Annotated in this window: 10 protein-coding genes and 1 pseudogene; 6 read left to right on the forward strand and 5 right to left on the reverse strand. The window is 73.6% G+C overall.

The features are described 5' to 3' along the window. Positions 1-202: 202 nt before the first annotated feature. The 5 genes and pseudogenes from ACZ58X_RS11005 to ACZ58X_RS11025 form a co-directional block, all read left to right on the forward strand. The gene (locus ACZ58X_RS11005) at positions 203-1,717 is read left to right on the forward strand and encodes a TIGR02677 family protein (protein ID WP_470333351.1); all 1,515 of its coding nucleotides are present in this window, start codon (positions 203-205) and stop codon (positions 1,715-1,717) included. Continuing rightward, entirely contained in the window at positions 1,714-2,928 is a 1,215-nt protein-coding gene (locus tag ACZ58X_RS11010; protein ID WP_470333352.1) for a TIGR02678 family protein, read from the forward strand. The genes ACZ58X_RS11005 and ACZ58X_RS11010 overlap by 4 nt, the downstream gene beginning before the upstream one ends. 16 nt (positions 2,929-2,944) lie before the next feature. Further along, entirely contained in the window at positions 2,945-7,042 is a 4,098-nt protein-coding gene (locus ACZ58X_RS11015; protein WP_470333353.1) for a TIGR02680 family protein, read from the forward strand. Beyond that, positions 7,039-8,265 (forward strand): TIGR02679 family protein, encoded by a 1,227-nt coding sequence (locus ACZ58X_RS11020; RefSeq protein ID WP_470333354.1) that lies wholly within the window; start codon positions 7,039-7,041, stop codon positions 8,263-8,265. Before ACZ58X_RS11015 ends, ACZ58X_RS11020 begins: the two co-directional genes overlap by 4 nt. A gap of 23 nt (positions 8,266-8,288) precedes the next feature. Continuing rightward, positions 8,289-8,414 (forward strand): annotated as a pseudogene (locus ACZ58X_RS11025) (family 1 glycosylhydrolase); the annotation flags it as partial. Between the two features lie 69 nt (positions 8,415-8,483). On the opposite strand, the gene ACZ58X_RS11030 reads toward ACZ58X_RS11025, so the two are convergent. Then, positions 8,484-8,951: a nuclear transport factor 2 family protein gene (locus tag ACZ58X_RS11030; protein WP_470333355.1), complete on the reverse strand. Its 468-nt coding sequence runs from the start codon at positions 8,949-8,951 to the stop codon at positions 8,484-8,486. Positions 8,952-9,168: 217 nt separating this feature from the next. Here ACZ58X_RS11030 and ACZ58X_RS11035 point away from each other — a divergent pair, with 217 nt between their 5' ends. Further along, complete coding sequence (locus ACZ58X_RS11035; RefSeq protein WP_470333356.1) at positions 9,169-9,726, forward strand: GNAT family N-acetyltransferase; 558 nt, start codon at positions 9,169-9,171, stop codon at positions 9,724-9,726. Between the two features lie 22 nt (positions 9,727-9,748). Here the strand turns inward: ACZ58X_RS11035 and ACZ58X_RS11040 are convergent, their stop codons facing one another. The 4 genes from ACZ58X_RS11040 to ACZ58X_RS11055 all read right to left on the reverse strand — a co-directional run bounded on the left by ACZ58X_RS11040 (position 9,749) and on the right by ACZ58X_RS11055 (position 16,096). Then, positions 9,749-12,355: an acyl-CoA reductase gene (locus ACZ58X_RS11040; protein WP_470333357.1), complete on the reverse strand. Its 2,607-nt coding sequence runs from the start codon at positions 12,353-12,355 to the stop codon at positions 9,749-9,751. Further along, positions 12,352-13,518, reverse strand: coding sequence for a LuxE/PaaK family acyltransferase (locus ACZ58X_RS11045; RefSeq protein WP_470333398.1), 1,167 nt, complete (start codon positions 13,516-13,518; stop codon positions 12,352-12,354). Before ACZ58X_RS11045 ends, ACZ58X_RS11040 begins: the two co-directional genes overlap by 4 nt. Positions 13,519-13,601: 83 nt before the next feature. Next, entirely contained in the window at positions 13,602-14,747 is a 1,146-nt protein-coding gene (locus tag ACZ58X_RS11050; protein WP_470333358.1) for a GNAT family N-acetyltransferase, read from the reverse strand. Continuing rightward, positions 14,744-16,096, reverse strand: coding sequence for an MFS transporter (locus ACZ58X_RS11055; protein WP_470333359.1), 1,353 nt, complete (start codon positions 16,094-16,096; stop codon positions 14,744-14,746). The genes ACZ58X_RS11050 and ACZ58X_RS11055 overlap by 4 nt, the downstream gene beginning before the upstream one ends. Between the last annotated feature and the right edge of the window lie 50 nt (positions 16,097-16,146).

Consider the following 16,146-nt stretch of genomic DNA (forward strand, 5'->3'; position numbering starts at 1 on the left):
TCGAAAATGCCCCCACCCCCCCCCCCCCACCCCCCCCCCCCCCCCCCCCCCCCCCCCCCCCCCCCCCCCCCCCCCCCCCCCCCCCCCCCCCCCCCGGTTCCCGATGCTCGTTATCGAGGTCCCGGTCGGTGCTGCGGGTGCGTCCACGTAGTGTGGTGCCCGACGGAGGGGAGGGGAGCCGTTGCGCAGGGTGCCGCCGGAGATGTTCCGGTTCACGACGGGGGAGAAGACCGAATTCTATGGTGCGATCCTCCAGGCCTTCGGAGCGGCCAACGAGCGGTTGGAGACCGCTCTCGGGCTGGAGGAGGTCCGCACCCGGCTGCGGACCGTCGGCTGGCTCAACGCGGTCCATGACGACGACCTCCAGGAGGCGCTGCGCAAGCTCAGGGAGTGGCAGCTGCTGGATATCGTCCAGAACCACGCGGAGAACTACCGCACCGCCGAGGAATACGAGCGCCGCAACCTCCAGTACTCGCTGACCCGGCGCGGTGAGGCCGCGTTCGCCGGGGTCGAGCACGCTCTGTCCGTGCTCGCCTCGACGGGGGCGCTTCAGACGGCGGTGCTGGAGGCGATCACGGACCGGCTCGACGAGCTGTACGGGCTGCTGGGCGACTCCACGTCCTCGGACCGTCGGGTCTTCACCACGCTGCAGGAGCTGGAGGGCCACCTGGAGGCGCTGCTGGCCAACACCAAGGCGTTCAACGGCGAGTTGCAGCGCCTGCTGCGCGCCGATGGCGTGGACCTGGCGACCTTCCGGGAGGTGAAGGCCGCGACGGTGGGCTATCTCCAGGAGTTCCTCGTCAACCTCGACCAGCGGGGTCAGGCGGTGGCCTCCGCCGTTGAGCGCGTCGAGCAGTGCGGAGTGAGCCTGCTGCACGCGCGAGCGCTACGGGGCGCCGAGCTGCCGCCGGTCGCCGACGGCGATCCCGCGCCGGCCTGGCTGGAGCGGCGCCGGGCGCGCTGGGAGGGGCTGCAGGCCTGGTTCCGGCCGGCCGACGGGGCGCGGCCCCGCGTGGAGCAGCTGCACGACGTGGCGCGGCGGGCGATCGTGACGCTCCTACAGGTCCTTGACCGGATCACCGAGTCACGGCGCCGCTCCTCCAGTGCCGTCCAGGACTTCCGGGAGCTGGCCCGCTGGTTTGCCGCGGCGCCCGGCGAGGACGACCTGCACCGCCTGTGGTCGGCCGCATTCGGTCTCGGTCCGGCCCGGCACGCCCATCTCGCCCACCCGGACCCGGAGTTGGTCCCCTCATCGGGCAGCTGGGCCGAGGCTCCGCCGGTGGAGGTGTCGGCCCTGCTGCGCACCAGCGGCCGCACCGAGCGGTTCACCCGGACCGGGAAGGTACGCGACATCGGCGGGATCAAGACGGCCCGGGCCGAGCGGGCCCGGAAGGAGCGGGCCGAACTCGAAGTCGCCTGGGACGTCCTGGCCACTGACGGTCCGGTGCGGCTCTCCGGCTTCGGCACGCTGGACCACGCTGTCTTCGAGCGGCTTCTCGACCTCCTTGGCCGGGCGCTTGCCGCACGACCGGACGGCAGCGGTACGCGCCGGGCGGTCACCTCCGACGGCCGGGTCGAGATTCTCCTCCGGCCGCTGCCCGACGGCGGGCGGGCCGTCCTGCGGACACCTCGGGGGAAGCTGGAGGGACCTGACCACCTGGTGGAGATCCACAGCGCCGGCAGCACACGGGAGCCCGCCGGGCGGGAGGCAGGATGAGCACCCTTGCGAACCAACTCGTCCTGGCCGAGCGGCAGGACGTCGCCCGAGGCATCAGGCTGCTCCTCGGCCGGCCACTGATCACCGAACGCGGAGACCCGTCCGCCTTCGAGGTGATCCGCCGTCGGCAGGACCCGTTGACGAAGTGGTTCGACTACCACTGCGGTTGGCAGCTGGTGGTGGAGCCGCGTCTGGGGTACGCGCGCCTGCTCAAGATGCGGACCGTCTCTGACGCCTCGCGCCCCGCCCGTCGACTGCGGTCCGGCAAGGCCCCGTTCGACCGCCGCCGCTACACCCTGCTGTGCGTCGTCGCGGCCGAGCTGCTCCCGGTCCCGGTGACGACGGTCGGCCTGCTCGCCGACCGGGTCGTCCAGGCCTGTGCCACCGACGAGGCGCTGCCGCCCTTCGACACGGCGAGCAAGCCCGAGCGCATGGCCTTCGTGGACGTCCTCAAGCTGCTGGAGGCGTACGGCGCACTCCTCACCGTGGACGGCCTCACGGAGAGCTTCGTCGACTCGGCGAAGGCCAAGGTCCTCTACCGGGTGGATGCCACCGTACTGATGCGTCTTCTCGCCGCACCCGTCGGGCCGTCCCGGCTGGCCGTGTCGGCGGAGGACGTACCGCTGCGCTTCGAGGAACTCCTGCGGGGCACGGTACGCGAGAGCCGGTACGGTGGCGCCGACGCCTCCGATGCGCAGCGCAACCTCCGGCTGCGGCACGCGGTGCTGCGTCGGCTCTTCGACGATCCCGTCCTCCACCACGACGAGCTCGGCGCCGACGAACTGGCCTACCTCACCTCGCCGACCGGGCGGCAGATCGTCCGGCGCGCCGCCGAGCAGGGCGGTTTCGTGCTGGAGGAACGGGCCGACGGCCTGCTGCTCGTGGACCCGGACGGGATCGCCACCGACAGCCGCTTCCCGGACGACTCCGCGACGGCCCGTGTGGCCGCCCTGCTCCTGCTCGAACCGTTGACAGCCGCTCCGGACGGGCTGACACCGGAACAGCTCGCGGTCGAGGCGAACGAACTCCTGCGGCGCTTCCCGCAGTGGGCGAAGACCTACCAGTCGGAGGACGGCGCCCAGCGCCTCACGGCCGACGCCGTTCGCATCCTCGGCGACTTCGGCCTGGCCCGCCGGGTCGGCGACCGCACCGTCCCCCGGCCCGCGGCGTTCCGGTACCGGACCACCGTGCCCGACGGTCCCGCAACCTGACCAGGGAAGACTTCCGATGACCGTGACACAGCTCCCGCAGCGCTCCGCGTTCCCGACGGCGGCCGCAGCAATGCGGTGGCGGCCTTCCAGGGCCGGCATCCTCAATGTCTGGCGCTACTACGACGAGGTCTTCACCTTCCACGAGGGCCGACTGCTCCTGCGGGGGCAGAACGGAACCGGTAAGTCGAAGGCACTGGAGGTGCTCCTGCCCTTCCTGCTCGACGCCAGCCTGCGACCCAACCGGCTGTCCACCTTCGGTGGATCCGAGCGCACCATGCACTGGAATCTGATGGGCGAGGGCGCCTCGGGCAAGACCCGCGTCGGGTACGTGTGGCTGGAGTTCGTCCGCGACGACGGAGAAGTCGACGGTGGTCCCGGCTGGTTCACCTGCGGCGCCAGACTCCAGGCCAGCGTGCACACCACCGGTGTCACCGTCGACTACTTCACCACCGGCGCGCGGATCGACCGCCCCGGCGGTCTCTCCCTGGTCAACGACGCGGGCCAGCCGCTCACCCGCGCTGCGCTGGCCGAAGCCCTGCAAGGCCGGGGCGAGCTGCACGGATCACCGACCGACTACCGCAACACGGTCCGGAGCACGCTCTTCTCCGGGCTGAGCGAGCAGCGCTACGACGCCCTGATCACCGCGCTGCTCCAGCTCCGCACCCCCAAGCTCTCGGAGCGCCTGGATCCGTCGCTGCTGTCCTCCCTGCTCTCGCGGGCCCTGCCCCCGCTCGGCCAGGGCGAGATCACCGAACTGGCCGAGGGCTTCGAACGCCTCGACCGCCAGCGCGAACACCTGAAGGCCCTGGACGACGAGGTGGCTGCGGCCACCGCCGTCGCGAACCAGCAACGTGGCTACGCCCAGCGCGTCCTGCGCGCCGGGGCGGCGGCGCTCATCTCCGCGACGACCGAGATGGACAACCTCGCTCGCATCGCCAGGGAGAGCGGGGAGGCGCACGCGGAGGCCGTGCGTGAGCGCGACGGGAACAAGCGGGCGCAGCAGGAGCTCGAACACAGACGGCAGGAGACCGAGGGAGCCATCGAGGGGCTGCTCGACTCCGAGGCCTACCGGCAGGGGCAGGAGCTCGACCAGCTCCGTCGCAGGAGCGACCAGGCCGCCCGGGCCGCGGCCCGGGCCCGCACCGCCGCCGACCGGAGGGTTCGGGCGGCCGACGAGGACGCGGGGCGTGCCGACGATGCGCGGCTGCGTTCCGAGCAGCGGGCCGAACACACCCGGGCCGCCCGGGAGGAGGCGCGGGGCGCGGCGCGGCGAGCAGCCATGGAGTCCGTCTGCGCCGAGGTGCAGACGGTGCTCGGTGCCGCACCTGGTCCGTCCGGGGAAACAGAGGAGCAGGGGCGTACGGCGCGCCGCCTGCTGCGTGGTGCGGTCGTCTCGCGGCACCGCCAGATTGGCGAGGTCCGCGCCGCCGTGGAGCGCCATGAGCGTTCCCTCGCGGACCGGACGACGGCGGAGCAGCACCTCGACTCGGCGCGCGAACGGCTGGCCGGGGCGACCGCGAAGCGCGAGGGGAACGCCCACGCCTACGAGGTCGCCGTCGACGCCCATGCCGCCCTGTTGCGCCGTTGGGCGACGGAGGACTGCGCGGAGCTGTCGATCGACGACGCCGAGGAGCTCGCGTCCCAGGCCGCGGTCGAGGCCGACGTCCTCGTGCTGGTCGAAGCCGCCGCCCGGGCGGCGGAGAGTTCCATCACCGCCGACGAGACGACCGCCCGCGCCGGCCGGGACGACGCCCGTGCCCGGCGTGACCGGGTCGTCGGGGAACTGGAACGCACCGCGGCAGCGGTCGATCTCCCGCCGGTTCCACCGCGGACCCGCACGGCCGACCGGTCGGTCCTGCCGGGGGCACCACTGTGGCGACTGCTGGCGTTCCGGCCGGACGTGCCGCCCGCCGATCAGGCAGGCATCGAAGCGGCCCTGGAAGCGGCCGGCCTGATCGACGCCTGGATGGCTCCCGACGGCGGCCTCGTCGTCACCGGACACGACACCCTGGCCGACCCGGCAGCGGCCGTGCCCGCACCGGGTCCCTCGCTGCTCGACGTCCTCTCTCCCGAACCCGACGGCCCGGTGCCGCCGAGCCGGGTGCAGCGGCTGCTCGCAGGCATCGCCTACGGTCCCACGCTCCCGACGGGCCACCCGGCCGCCGTGGCGGCCGACGGAAGCTGGCGGCTGGCGACGGCGGTCGGTTCCTGGACCAAGGAGGAGTCCAGCCACATCGGCGCTGCGGCCCGGGAACGCGCCAGGCAGCGGCGGATCGCGGACCTCACCGCCGAACTGGCCGAGGCCGACATCACCGTCACCGGGTACGAGACGCTACTGCGTTCCCTCGCCGACCGCCGGACGCGCCTCGGAGCCGACCTCCGCTCCCGGCCGCACCACCGGGAAGTGGAGCAGGCCAAGCGCGTCTGGGAACGGTCCGAGTCCGAGGTGGGCGCGCGCGAGGACGCCGTACGCGAGGCCGTCGAACGGCTCGCGCGACAGGAGGAGGCGGTCGCGGACGCGCTACGCGCGCTCGCCGTCGCCTCGGCCGAGCACGCCCTGCCGACCGAACGCGCCGCCCTGGACACGACCGCCACGGCCGTCGACGCGCTGCGTGAACAGGCCGACGTCTGGCTCGACGCCCACCTGGCCTGGACGGCCGCCCAGCACGCCTGGAACTCCGCGCGCAGCCGCGCCGAGGCGTCCAGGGGCGCGGCAGCCGAGAGCCTGGAGGAGGCCGAGACCGTCGAGGCCGCCGCCCGAGGGCTCCGATCCACGCTCCGGGCGGTCGAGAGCACCGTCGGCGAGGACTACCGCCAAGTGGCCGCCCGCATCGGTGACTTCCGGACGTCCCTCGACCGGATCCGCCGCGACATCGAATCCGGAACCCAAGCACTTCTCACGCTCGAAGGTCGCATCGGTGCACTGGGTGCCACCACGACCCAGGACGAGGCCCTGCACGAGAGGGCCGTGGTGGCCCGGAACGAGGCAGCCCGCAGCTTCCGGCACCTGTGCGTCCTCGGATTCCCCGAGGACGCCGGCCTCGGCCTCGTCCTCACCTCCATGGACGGCACTCGCGCGACTCTCGAAGCCGCACGCGAGACCGCTGCGGCATGGCCCAACCTGCCGCACGGCACCAGGAACCTCGGCGACTCCCTGAACCGCCTCTCCGAGGCCGTCCACCGAGCCCGCCAGAGCCTCAGCAGCCGTGCCGACCTCGAACTCGAAGCCGAGGAGGACATCCACGTCCTCACTGCCACCATCGACGGCATCCGCGTCGGCGCGACCAGCCTCCTCGCCATCCTCACCGGTGACCGTGACCGCAGCCAGGACGACATCACCGACGCCGAACGGGGCCTCTTCGACCGAACCCTCACCGGCGACACCCGCCGCCACCTCGCTTCCCGGATCCGCCAGGCCGGTGAACTCGTCGAGCGGATGAACGGCCACCTCGAACGGGTCCGCACCGCGTCACGGGTGGCGGTCCGTCTGGTGTGGCAGATCCACCCCGACCTGCCCGCCGGCACCCGGACGGCCCGTGAACTGCTGCTCAAGGACCCGGCCCGGATCACCGAAGCCGACCGCGAGGCCCTGCACGCCTTCTTCCGGGGCCGTATCGAGGAGGCCAAGACCCGTAACACGGCGGCCACTTGGGAGGAGCAGCTTGCAGAGGTCCTCGACTACACGGCCTGGCACCAGTTCGTCGTCAAACTGGACCGCGCCAACGGCGCCGGGTGGCAACTGCTCACCAAGAAGCTCCACGGCGCGCTGTCGGGCGGGGAGAAGGCCATCGCACTCCACCTGCCGCTCTTCGCCGCCGTGGCCGCTCACTACGAGGCGGTGCCGCAGTCCCCGCGGCTGATCCTGCTCGACGAGGTCTTCGTCGGCGTCGACACCGTCAACCGCGGGCAGGTGTTCGCCCTCCTCGCGGCGCTCGACCTCGACCTGGTGCTCACCTCCGACCACGAGTGGTGCACCTACCGGGAGCTCTCCGGGATCGCCGTTCACCAGCTGATCACCGGAGGCGACGGCGACGATGCCGTCACCAGCGCCCGCTTCACCTGGACGGGTGCCGACCTGCTGCCGGACGAACCCGACACGGAGGAACCGGCATGACGGACCGCCACCCCCTGGACCTGCCCGAACTCCGCCCCCTCTGGGCTGCCGTGCACGACCGCCTCTCGACCGGCCGCTCCGTCAGCCGGATACGGTCCGGACCGCTCGACGACGCCGGCCGGGAGGCGCTGGCGGACCTCCTCGGACTCGACCGGCTCCCCGCCGCCGAACCGACCATCCCGCTCGCCGTCCTCGACGGTGCCGTACTGGACGCCTGCGGCCGGCCCGTCCGCGACGTGGTGACCGCCGTCCTCGGCCCGATCCAGGACCGCGCCGCCCAGCGCGAGCAGAAGGCCGGCCAGCGCGAAGCCCTGTGGGAGTGGCTGGCCGGCCACGAGGTCGTCACCGCCCAACCCGCTCTCCTGGAATGGGTCGGCCACCTGCGCGCCAACGGCCTCGTCGACCGCTCACCGGACCGGACCCGGGGCCTGCTGACCGCCGCGCTCACCGTCCTCGCCGCACTTCCGGCCGACGGCGAACCACTGCCGGTCCTCGCCGCCCGCCTCCTCAACGGCGACTCCCACGCCCTCGACGACGGAACCCGGCTGTCCGGCGTGGTCCTGCGCGCCCTGGCGCTGCTCTACGGCACCGCCATGCCCGACGCCGCCGAAGGGCGACGCGCACTCTGGAGCCGAGCCGGCGTGGCCGACGACGACCTGTCAACCAGCGTGCTCGCCGTCGGCCTGCGCCCCGAAGGCGAAGGCCCGGTCGCCGTGATCTCCCGCACTTGCGCCGACGCCGGCCACCCCGTCAGCCTCACCCTCGCCCAACTCCGCACACCCGGCCGCTTCACCGCTCCCGCAGGGCCGGTGCACATCACCGAGAACCCCAGCATGCTCGCCCTGGCCCTACGGAGCTTCGGCCCCCGCTGCCCGCCCCTGGTCTGCACCGCCGGCTGGCCCAACACAGCCGTGATCCACCTGCTGCGCCGACTCGCAGACGACGGTGCCGCTCTGCACTACCACGGCGATTTCGACGGCGAGGGCATCCGCATCGCGGCCCACGTCCTCGCCAAGACCGGAGCGACCCCCTGGCGGATGTCGGCCGAGGACTACCGGGCCGCCACGCAGCGGGTGCCCTCGGGTCCCGACCCGGGGCGCCTCACGCCCGCACCGTGGGACTCGGCACTCGTCGACTCCATGGCCGAATTGCGCATCGCCGTGGTCGAGGAGGTGGTCGCCGACCTCCTCCTGGACGACCTGACGGACCACCGTCACGGATAGAATGACAGCCTGTTCGACGGGTTGAGGGCTACCACCAGCGCTTCGGCCTCGTCCACGTCGACTTCGCGACCCAGCGGCGCTCCCCGAGGGCCTCGTACGTCTGGTACCGGGACCTGATTGCTGCCCACCGGGCGCGGTCTGCGGAGTAGTGGAGGCTGCTCAGATCGTTCAACTTGGTTACTGCGCAGGAGAGTTGGTGTTCCCCGGGAGGTGGGGTGTCAGGGGGTGCTGGGGCGGGTCTCGGTCCAGTCGACCAGGAGGCGGCGTTCGGCGAAGAGCCAGTCGCCGTTGTGTTTGACGAAACGGTCGAGGTAGCGGATGGACGCGATCATGAGGGTGCGTTCGTCGTCCGGGCCGGCGGAGATGTGGTGCGCCAGGCAGTAGGTCTCGCCCTCGGCGCGGTCGCCGTCGACGGTCACGGTGCTCTGGCCGTTGAAGTGGGTGGTGGCGCGATACCGATTGAGGTCGGCGAAGACCGGGGCGAGGGCGGTGCGGCCGTGCAGTTCCTGAGTGGGTTCGGGGGCCGTGGCGTCCAGGTGGACCAGGAAGCGGGTGTCCTCGGTGAACAGGGCCATCTGGCCCTCGGCGTCCCGGCGGTCCGCACAGTGGGCGTAGGCGTCGACCAGCCGGCGGATGGCCAGCCGGTCGGCGGCCTCCTCGGGCGGTAGGGCAACGGGGGAGGGCACATCGGCTCCGATCGTCGCGCTGCTTGACACCAGCAGGAGAGCACCGGCTCCGCGGGCCCCGCAACCGGAGGAGCGGTTCGTGGCGCCCCGGTGGTGGTCCGAGCGGATGACGGCTGTTCGCCGTCCGGTGTGCCGGGCCGTCGCCGGCGCCGCCCTGCCCGGGTGAACGGCACCCGGGAGCGCGGCCAGGGTGTTCGGGCTGGTTAGGCTGCCGGGCATGGGCCAGAACGTGAGTGTTGCCGCGAGTGCCGGGGACGTTGTGATCGTCGATGCGGCGGCGGTGGGTGGGGAGTTCGTGGGGGCGGCGCAGCGGATCCTGGCGGAGCTGGTGGCGGGGGGTGCTGCGTTGGGGTGGGTGGAGCCGCCGTCGGGGGAGGAGGTGGCGGGGCTGGTGGAGGACGTGGTGGCGCGGTCGCGGGTCGGGGACGGGGCGTTGCGGGTGGCGTACCTGGGCGGGCGGCCGGTCGGGTTCGGTTACTGGCTGCGCCACCGGCGGCCGACCCACCGTCCGCACGCGGAGCTGGAGAAGCTCGCGGTGTCCGCCGCCGCCCAGGGGCGGGGCATCGGGCGGGCGCTGACCACGGCGCTGATCGCGGACGCGAGGGCCGCGGGCATCGAGGTGCTCACCCTGGACGCCCGCGGCGACAATGCCGACGCGCTGCACCTGTACCACTCGCTCGGCTTCACCGAGTACGGGCGGCTGCCGGACTACGTGGCCGTCGGGGAGCGCCGGTACGACAAGGTGTTCGCCATGGTGGACCTGCGCCGGGCCTGAACCGGCCCGGCGCAGGGCGGTGTCACGGTGTGGACCGGCGCCGGTCGACCACCGTCCGCAGCTTGCCGCTGGTGGGCGTCCGTTCGAAGGCGGCGGAGCCGACGGTCTCGACCGTGAGGTCGAGCAGGCCCTCGGCGACGGCCGAGTCCAGTTCCGGGACGGCGGTCCGGAACGCGGCGCGGGCGGTGGCCGCGGGCGGGGCGTAGCGTTCGTCGAGGCGGACGGTGGCGTGCTCGCGGTCCGCGCCCGGGTCCAGGAGCAGTTGGAGTTCGCCCCGGTAGCCGAACTCCTCCTGCGCCACCGCGAGGAGGCGCCGGACGTTGAGGAAGTAGGTGCCGACCCGGACGACGTCCCCGTAGCGGCCGAGGAGTTCGATGCGGGGGGTGTGGCTGCCGCAGGGGCAGACGCCCTCGACGGCGCGGCCGAGGTCGCCGATCTGGTAGCGCTCCAGGCGCTGCCCGGCCCGGGTGCGGCTGGTGAAGACCAGGCGGCCCGGCTGTCCGGCGGGCGCCGGGGCGTCGGCCTCCGGGGCCAGGATCTCCAGGGTGTGCAGGTCGGTCAGGACGTGGTGGACCGAGCCCTCGGAGTGGGTGCACTGGTAGCCGAGCGGCCCCAGGTCGGTGCTGCCGTACGCCGCCGAGCGGATCACCTCGACGCCGAACTCCTCGGTGAGCACCCGGCGTTGTTCCGCCGTGAAGTGCTCGCCGCCGTAGAAGACCTGGCGGATCCCGCCGTACGCGCGCAGCACGGCGGCCTGGTCGTGGAACAGCTGCCAGAGGTAGGAGGGCATGCCGAACACGGTGTCCGCCCGGTGCGTCACCAGCGCCTCGGCGGTGGCGGCGTGGTCGGGGCCGGCGGCGATCGGGAGCTGGGTGGCGTTGAGGCGCTCCAGGATCGAGAAGAAGCTGATGAAGCTCCCGTACATGCCGCCGCAGTAGAACAGGTTGGCGGCGCGGTCCCGGGCCGGGTCGAACCCGGCGGCGAGCAGGCCGTCGGCGGAGGCCCGCATCTGGGTGTCGTAGTCGGCGTTGGTGAACACGGAGAGGGCCGGGGCCCCGGTGCTGCCGCCGCTGCGGAAGTGGAGGTGGGCGTGCTCGGGCGCGAGGGTGCGCAGCTGCTCCTGCACCCCGGCCTTGTCCAGCAGCGGGCCGCTCGGCGCGGCGGGGACGAAGGCGGGGGCCGCCAGGTCGTCCAGGCAGGCGGTGGTGGCGAAGGCCCCGTCGGCGCGGACGCTGACCCGGCGGCTGTACCGCTGGAGCGCGTACACGCCGTCGTGGGGCTCGCCGTGGTAGCTGTCGAGCATTCCGCCGACCGGGGTGACCCGCAGCACGCCGGCGGCGAGCACCGCCCGCGACAGCCGGGCGACGTCGGCCGGGCTGCCGCCGATCGCGGCGGTCTGCAGGTAGCGGCGCATCGGGCGCAGCACGGTCATGACCGAGCCGCGGGGCAGCGGCTTGACCCAGACGCTGCGGTGGAGCGGCGAGGCGGCCAGGGCGGGGCGGGTGTCGGCGAGGACGCGCCAGGAGCCGTCCTCGGCGGCCAGGACCCTGGTGAGGCCGAGGTGTTCCTCCAGACGGGCAATCAGTTCGGTGGTGGTGACCTCGGCGTGCTCGGCCGGTTCGAGTTCGGGGCGGGGCAGGTGGGCGGAGGCTTCGGCGAGGTGGGAGGCGAAGCGCTCGGCGAAGGCGAAGAGCTGGTCGGCGGCAGCGGTGCCCTCCGCGGTGTCCTCGGTGTCGAGGTAGATCACCTGGGGGCTGGAGCAGGCCTGCTGCTCGAAGCGGCAGACGTCGGCGGCGAGCGCGTCCAGGGTCGTCCCATCCGACCAGGCGTCACGGGTCAGGTAGGCGAAGGAGATCCGGTGGCCCCACTCGACCAGGCGGCAGCCGGGCGGGACCAGTTCGGCGACCGAGCGGACGGCGTCCTCGCCGCCCCACACCGCCACCGCGTCGGCGGGCTCGCACAGCAGGCGCAGCCACTCGGCGCGGGCGGAGGGGAAGCTCAGCGCGACGATCCGGCGGCCCAGGGCACCGGTCGGGTCGGCGGCGGCCAGCTCGGCGAGCAGGTGCTGGGGGAGCAGCGTGTCGTTGCTGCTGGTCTTGAGCACGTTGAGGTTGCCGGTGAGCAGGCCCTCGATCACGCTCAGCGGGGCCACGGCGGCGGCGTTGCCGGGGGCGATGTGGACCAGCAGCCCGACCGGCGCCCACGCCTCGAAGGTGGTCTCCCGAGCGTCGGGCCGGGTGAGCCGCTCGGGGCGAAGTCCGCCGAGTTCGCGACGGAGCTTGAGTTCCAGGGCCGGGCGGGCGATCGCACCGGTGATCTCGGCGAGCGTCGCGGCCGCTTCGTCCGCCTCGACGCCGCCCGTGGTGAGTGCGGCGAGGAGGCGGGTGCGGACCGGGCTGCCCGCCGTGGTGAGGGCGTCGGCGAGGCGTTGGCAGGCGCTCAACACCAGTTCGGTGGGCAGGGGTTCGGCGAGGACGCGGGCGGCGAGCGCCGGGAGATCGGCGAGCCGGCGGGCGGCTTCGTCGTCGTCGATGAACGAGCCCTGCCAGAAGTGGGGCCCGGTGCCAGCGGGTTCGGAGCTGGTGGGTTCGGCGGTCATGGGTTCGGCGGTCATGGGTTCGGTGGTCACGACATCCCCTTCAGGAGTTCGGCGGCGGCCGCCGCGCAGTTGCGGTTCCGGCTGACCCCGGCGCGGCCGTGGATGGTGAACCACGGGGTGGGCAGGGGGCAGGGGCAGTCCTGCCCGGGGTGCAGCGAGGCGAGGTCGCCCATGACGACGCTCTGCGCCGGCACCGAGGTGATGTACGGGGAGACGAGGTGGAGGAAGCCGCGTTCGCCGTACGGCAGCGGCTCCAGCGTGCGGGTGTCGCGCACCGCCGCCCGCGACCAGACCGGGACGTGCAGGCGGTGGTGCCCGCACTCGATGTACGGCACGCAGTGCTCGACCGAGCCGAAGGTGTCGCGGATGCGGTCCGAGGGGATGCCCAGCTGCTCCGTGACCCCGGCGTAGAACTGCTCCTTGCCGATCTGCCGGTCGGTGTGCCCCTTCCAGCCGCCGCCGAGCAGGACCAGGGAGCCGGCCGGGAGTCGGAGCGGCGGGAGGCCGAGGGCGCGCATGCGCTCCAGGGTGAAGTGCAGGAAGGAGGGGAAGCCCAGGATCCGTACCGGCAGGCCCTCCTCGGCGTAGCGTTGCAGGGCCTCGATGCAGCCGTGGACGTCGAACTCGTGGCCGCTGCCGGTGTGCCGCAGCGCGTGCGTGGTGTGGTTCGCCGGGGCGAAGTCGCAGAGGTAGTTGTCGGTGAACGAGGTGCCGAGTTTCAGCTGCGGGGCCGGCTCGTAGCTGTACAGCAGGTAGTTGACCGGCTGGTCGGGCGTGATCCAGCCGTAGTGGTCGAAGATGCGGGCCACCATGCGCTGCGCGGAGCGGATGGTCCAGGTGTCGAAGAACATCTGCGACTTCTGGCCCGTGGTGCCGGAGGAGGTGAGGTGGAGGAACACCTCCTCCCGGGGGATGGAGAGCACCTCGTGCCGCTTGAAGAAGTTGGCGTGCACCAGGGGCGTGCGGATCCCCTCGCCGACGGTCGGCGCCGGGGTTTCCGCCGGGCCGTCCAGCAGCGAGCGGAGGAACGGCGAGCGCTGCGCGTGCCATGCGTGGGACTCGGCCATCGCGGCGGCGAACAGGGCGTCGGTCTCCGGCCCGGCGGCGTAGGGGGCGGCCAGGTCGCAGAGCCGCTGGACGTGCGGGAGCGCGGCCGGGTCGGGCACCGCGACCGGTGCGAGATGGGTGTTCACGGGTTGGTCGGCCGTGTGGTCGTCCGTGCGGTCGGCCGTGCGGTCGTCCGTGTGGACGGTCGTGTGGTCGGCCAGGTGGTCAGTCATCGTGAGACCTCGGGGATGGGTAGGTAGGTCGACGTCCAGGCGGTCAGATAGGCCAGCAGGTACGGCTGGAGCGGACTGCTGACGGCCGCGGCCCGGAAGTCGATCTGACGGCTGGTGCGGGACAGCACCACGTAGTCGTGGAACCGCTCGCCGATCCGGCGCATCGCCGGGTAGACGGCGCTCGGGATGAACCCGGCGGCCAGGAAGGCGTCGAGCCCGGCGGTGTCGGCCAGCGGCAGCAGCGTCTCGACGTAGTCGGCGCCGGCCCGGGTGACGGCCGCCATCAGCGGCTCCAGCGCCCCGGTGACGGCCGCCGGGGACGGGTGCACCGCGATCAGCGAGCAGCTCGCCGCGGCCCGGTCCAGGTCGGCGTACGCCTCGAACGCGCCGTCCGGCGGGGTCAGTACGGCGTTCGGGACGTGCAGCGGGAAGAACCGCTCCCCCGGATCGGGGAAGAGTTCGAGGAAGCGGCGGCGGACGAAGCCGGGTGCGGTGATCAGCTCCATCGGCGCCGTGACCGGCGCGTTCCGCCCGACGGCCGGGGCCGGGGCGTCCGTCGGGCGGGGGCGGCCGTAGTCGACACCGGTGCTCTGCCGGGCCGCCTCCAGCAGCGGGACCAGCGCCTGCGGCACCGCGCCGACGTCCTCCCGGCGGGCCAGGACGCCGTCGGCGTGCCGGGCGAACAGGGCGAGGCTCTCGCAGCCTGCGACCTCGACGGCGTTCGGCATCAGGCCGAGCGCCTGGAAGCCGTGGCGGGAAAGGACCTGTTGGGGGCCGGGGGTGACCACCCGGGCGGTCGCGTAGACCGAGTCCAGGGTGCCGGCGGCGAAGGCGTCCGCGCAGACGGCGGCGGTCAGCCGTCCGGCCAGCCCGGCGCCGCGCTGCTCCGGATGGACCGCCAGGCCCACCAGCTTGCCGATCCGGCCGCCGGGGTCGGTCTGCACCGCCACCGAACCGGCCAGGCGGCCGGCACCCTCGGGGCGGGCGGTCAGCCAGTGGGTGTGCGGGTCGTCGATCAGGCGGCGCATCTCGGCGGGGTCGCTGCCGAGTGCGACCGGGTAGCCGTGGCCGTAGACGTCGAAGTAGAGCTGTCGCAGCTGGGCGACGTCCTGCGGTACCGCCGGGGCGATCGTCACGGTCATCGCACGGCCCCGTTCGGCTGTGCGGTGGAGCTCGCGTCCGTGGTCGGTGCGGTCGGTGCGGTCGGTGCAGTTGGTGCGGCTGCGGCTGCGGCGGCTGTTGCGGCCGGTGCGGCCGGTGCGCGCCGGCCGGTCCACCACAGCGCGGCGGCGACCGGCAGCACGCCGACAGCCTGCACCAGGCACAGGGTCCGCGCCGGGAGGTGGTCGCCGAGCAGGCCGAACGCCAGCGACGACACCGGGAAGGTCGCCCCGAGCAGCGCCTGCATGACGGCGAAGAAACCGGGCCGGTCCTCGGCCGGTACCAGCCGTTGGAACAGCGCCACGAACCGTACGCCGATCACGCCGACGCACCAGCCGGCGACCGCCATCGCCCCGACGGCCGGCGCCTGTCCCACGGCCAGGCCGGGCAGGCCGAGCGCGACGGCCATCAGGCCCAGGCAGCCGGCGCCGATCGCGGTCGGCGAGCCCGGGAGCCGGCCGCCCGTGAAGGAGCCGACCAGGGTGCCGGCGCCGAGGGCCGCCTCCAGGGCGGCGACGGTCGAGCCGTCGGCGTGCAGCACGGTCCGGGTGTACAGCGGCATCACCACGAACACCGCCGTGGTGAACACGTTCGCGGCGGTGAAGCAGAGCAGCACCCGGCGGATGAACGGGAGTTCGGCCAGGATGCGGCGCAGCGGCCGCCGGGCGGCGGGTGACGGGCCGTCCAGGCCCGGGGCGGCCGGCGCGGCCGGGGTGGCGAGGGGCGCCGGGAAGCGGGTCGCGCCGACCAGCGCGGCCGCCAGCAGGTAGGCCCCGGCGCAGCCGGCGACGATGCCGGGCAGGCCCGCGCCGTCGACCACCAGCGGGCCCAACAGCCCGCCGGCGAGGCCGGCCAGCGACTGGGTGGCGAGTTCGAAGCCGGTTGCGGCCTCGATGTCGGCGTCCCGGACCAGCTCGGGGACGGACGTGGTCAGGCAGGGGTCGAAGACCGCCTGGCAGCCCGCCAGCAGCAGCGCGGCACCGTACATGACCGCCATCGGCGGTGTCGCGGTGTACGTCCAGCACGCCGTGCCGAGCGCGACCAGTCCGGCGACGGCCGCCGAGGCGGCCAGCACGGTGCGGTGCGGGCGGCGGGCGATGAGCGCGGCCACCAGCGGGGCCAGCGCCACCGCGGGGAGGGTGCTGACGGCGAGGAAGGCGCCCGAGGCGAGGCCCCGGTCCGGGCCCGCGGCGTAGCCGATCAGCCACCACACCGCGCCGACCTGGAACATCCGTCCGGCGGCCTGGGTGAGGACCTGCGCGCCCCAGACGGCGGCGAAGCGCCGGTTGCGCAGGACGAGCGGCAGGCGGCGGGCGGCCGCGTCGGACACGTCGACCTCGTCAGTCGCCTCGACCGCCTCGACTGTCCCGGCAGCCCCGG

It is taken from the genome of Kitasatospora sp. NPDC040550, assembly GCF_055594965.1.

Excerpts from the sequence above, each read along its gene's own strand:
- ACZ58X_RS11005 (WP_470333351.1), top strand. The coding sequence starts at position 203 with ATGTTCCGGTTCACGACGGGGGAGAAGACCGAATTCTATGGTGCGATC.
- ACZ58X_RS11010 (WP_470333352.1), top strand. The coding sequence starts at position 1,714 with ATGAGCACCCTTGCGAACCAACTCGTCCTGGCCGAGCGGCAGGACGTC.
- ACZ58X_RS11015 (WP_470333353.1), top strand. The coding sequence starts at position 2,945 with ATGACCGTGACACAGCTCCCGCAGCGCTCCGCGTTCCCGACGGCGGCC.
- ACZ58X_RS11020 (WP_470333354.1), top strand. The coding sequence starts at position 7,039 with ATGACGGACCGCCACCCCCTGGACCTGCCCGAACTCCGCCCCCTCTGG.
- ACZ58X_RS11035 (WP_470333356.1), top strand. The coding sequence starts at position 9,169 with ATGGGCCAGAACGTGAGTGTTGCCGCGAGTGCCGGGGACGTTGTGATC.
- ACZ58X_RS11050 (WP_470333358.1), bottom strand. The coding sequence starts at position 14,747 with ATGACCGTGACGATCGCCCCGGCGGTACCGCAGGACGTCGCCCAGCTG.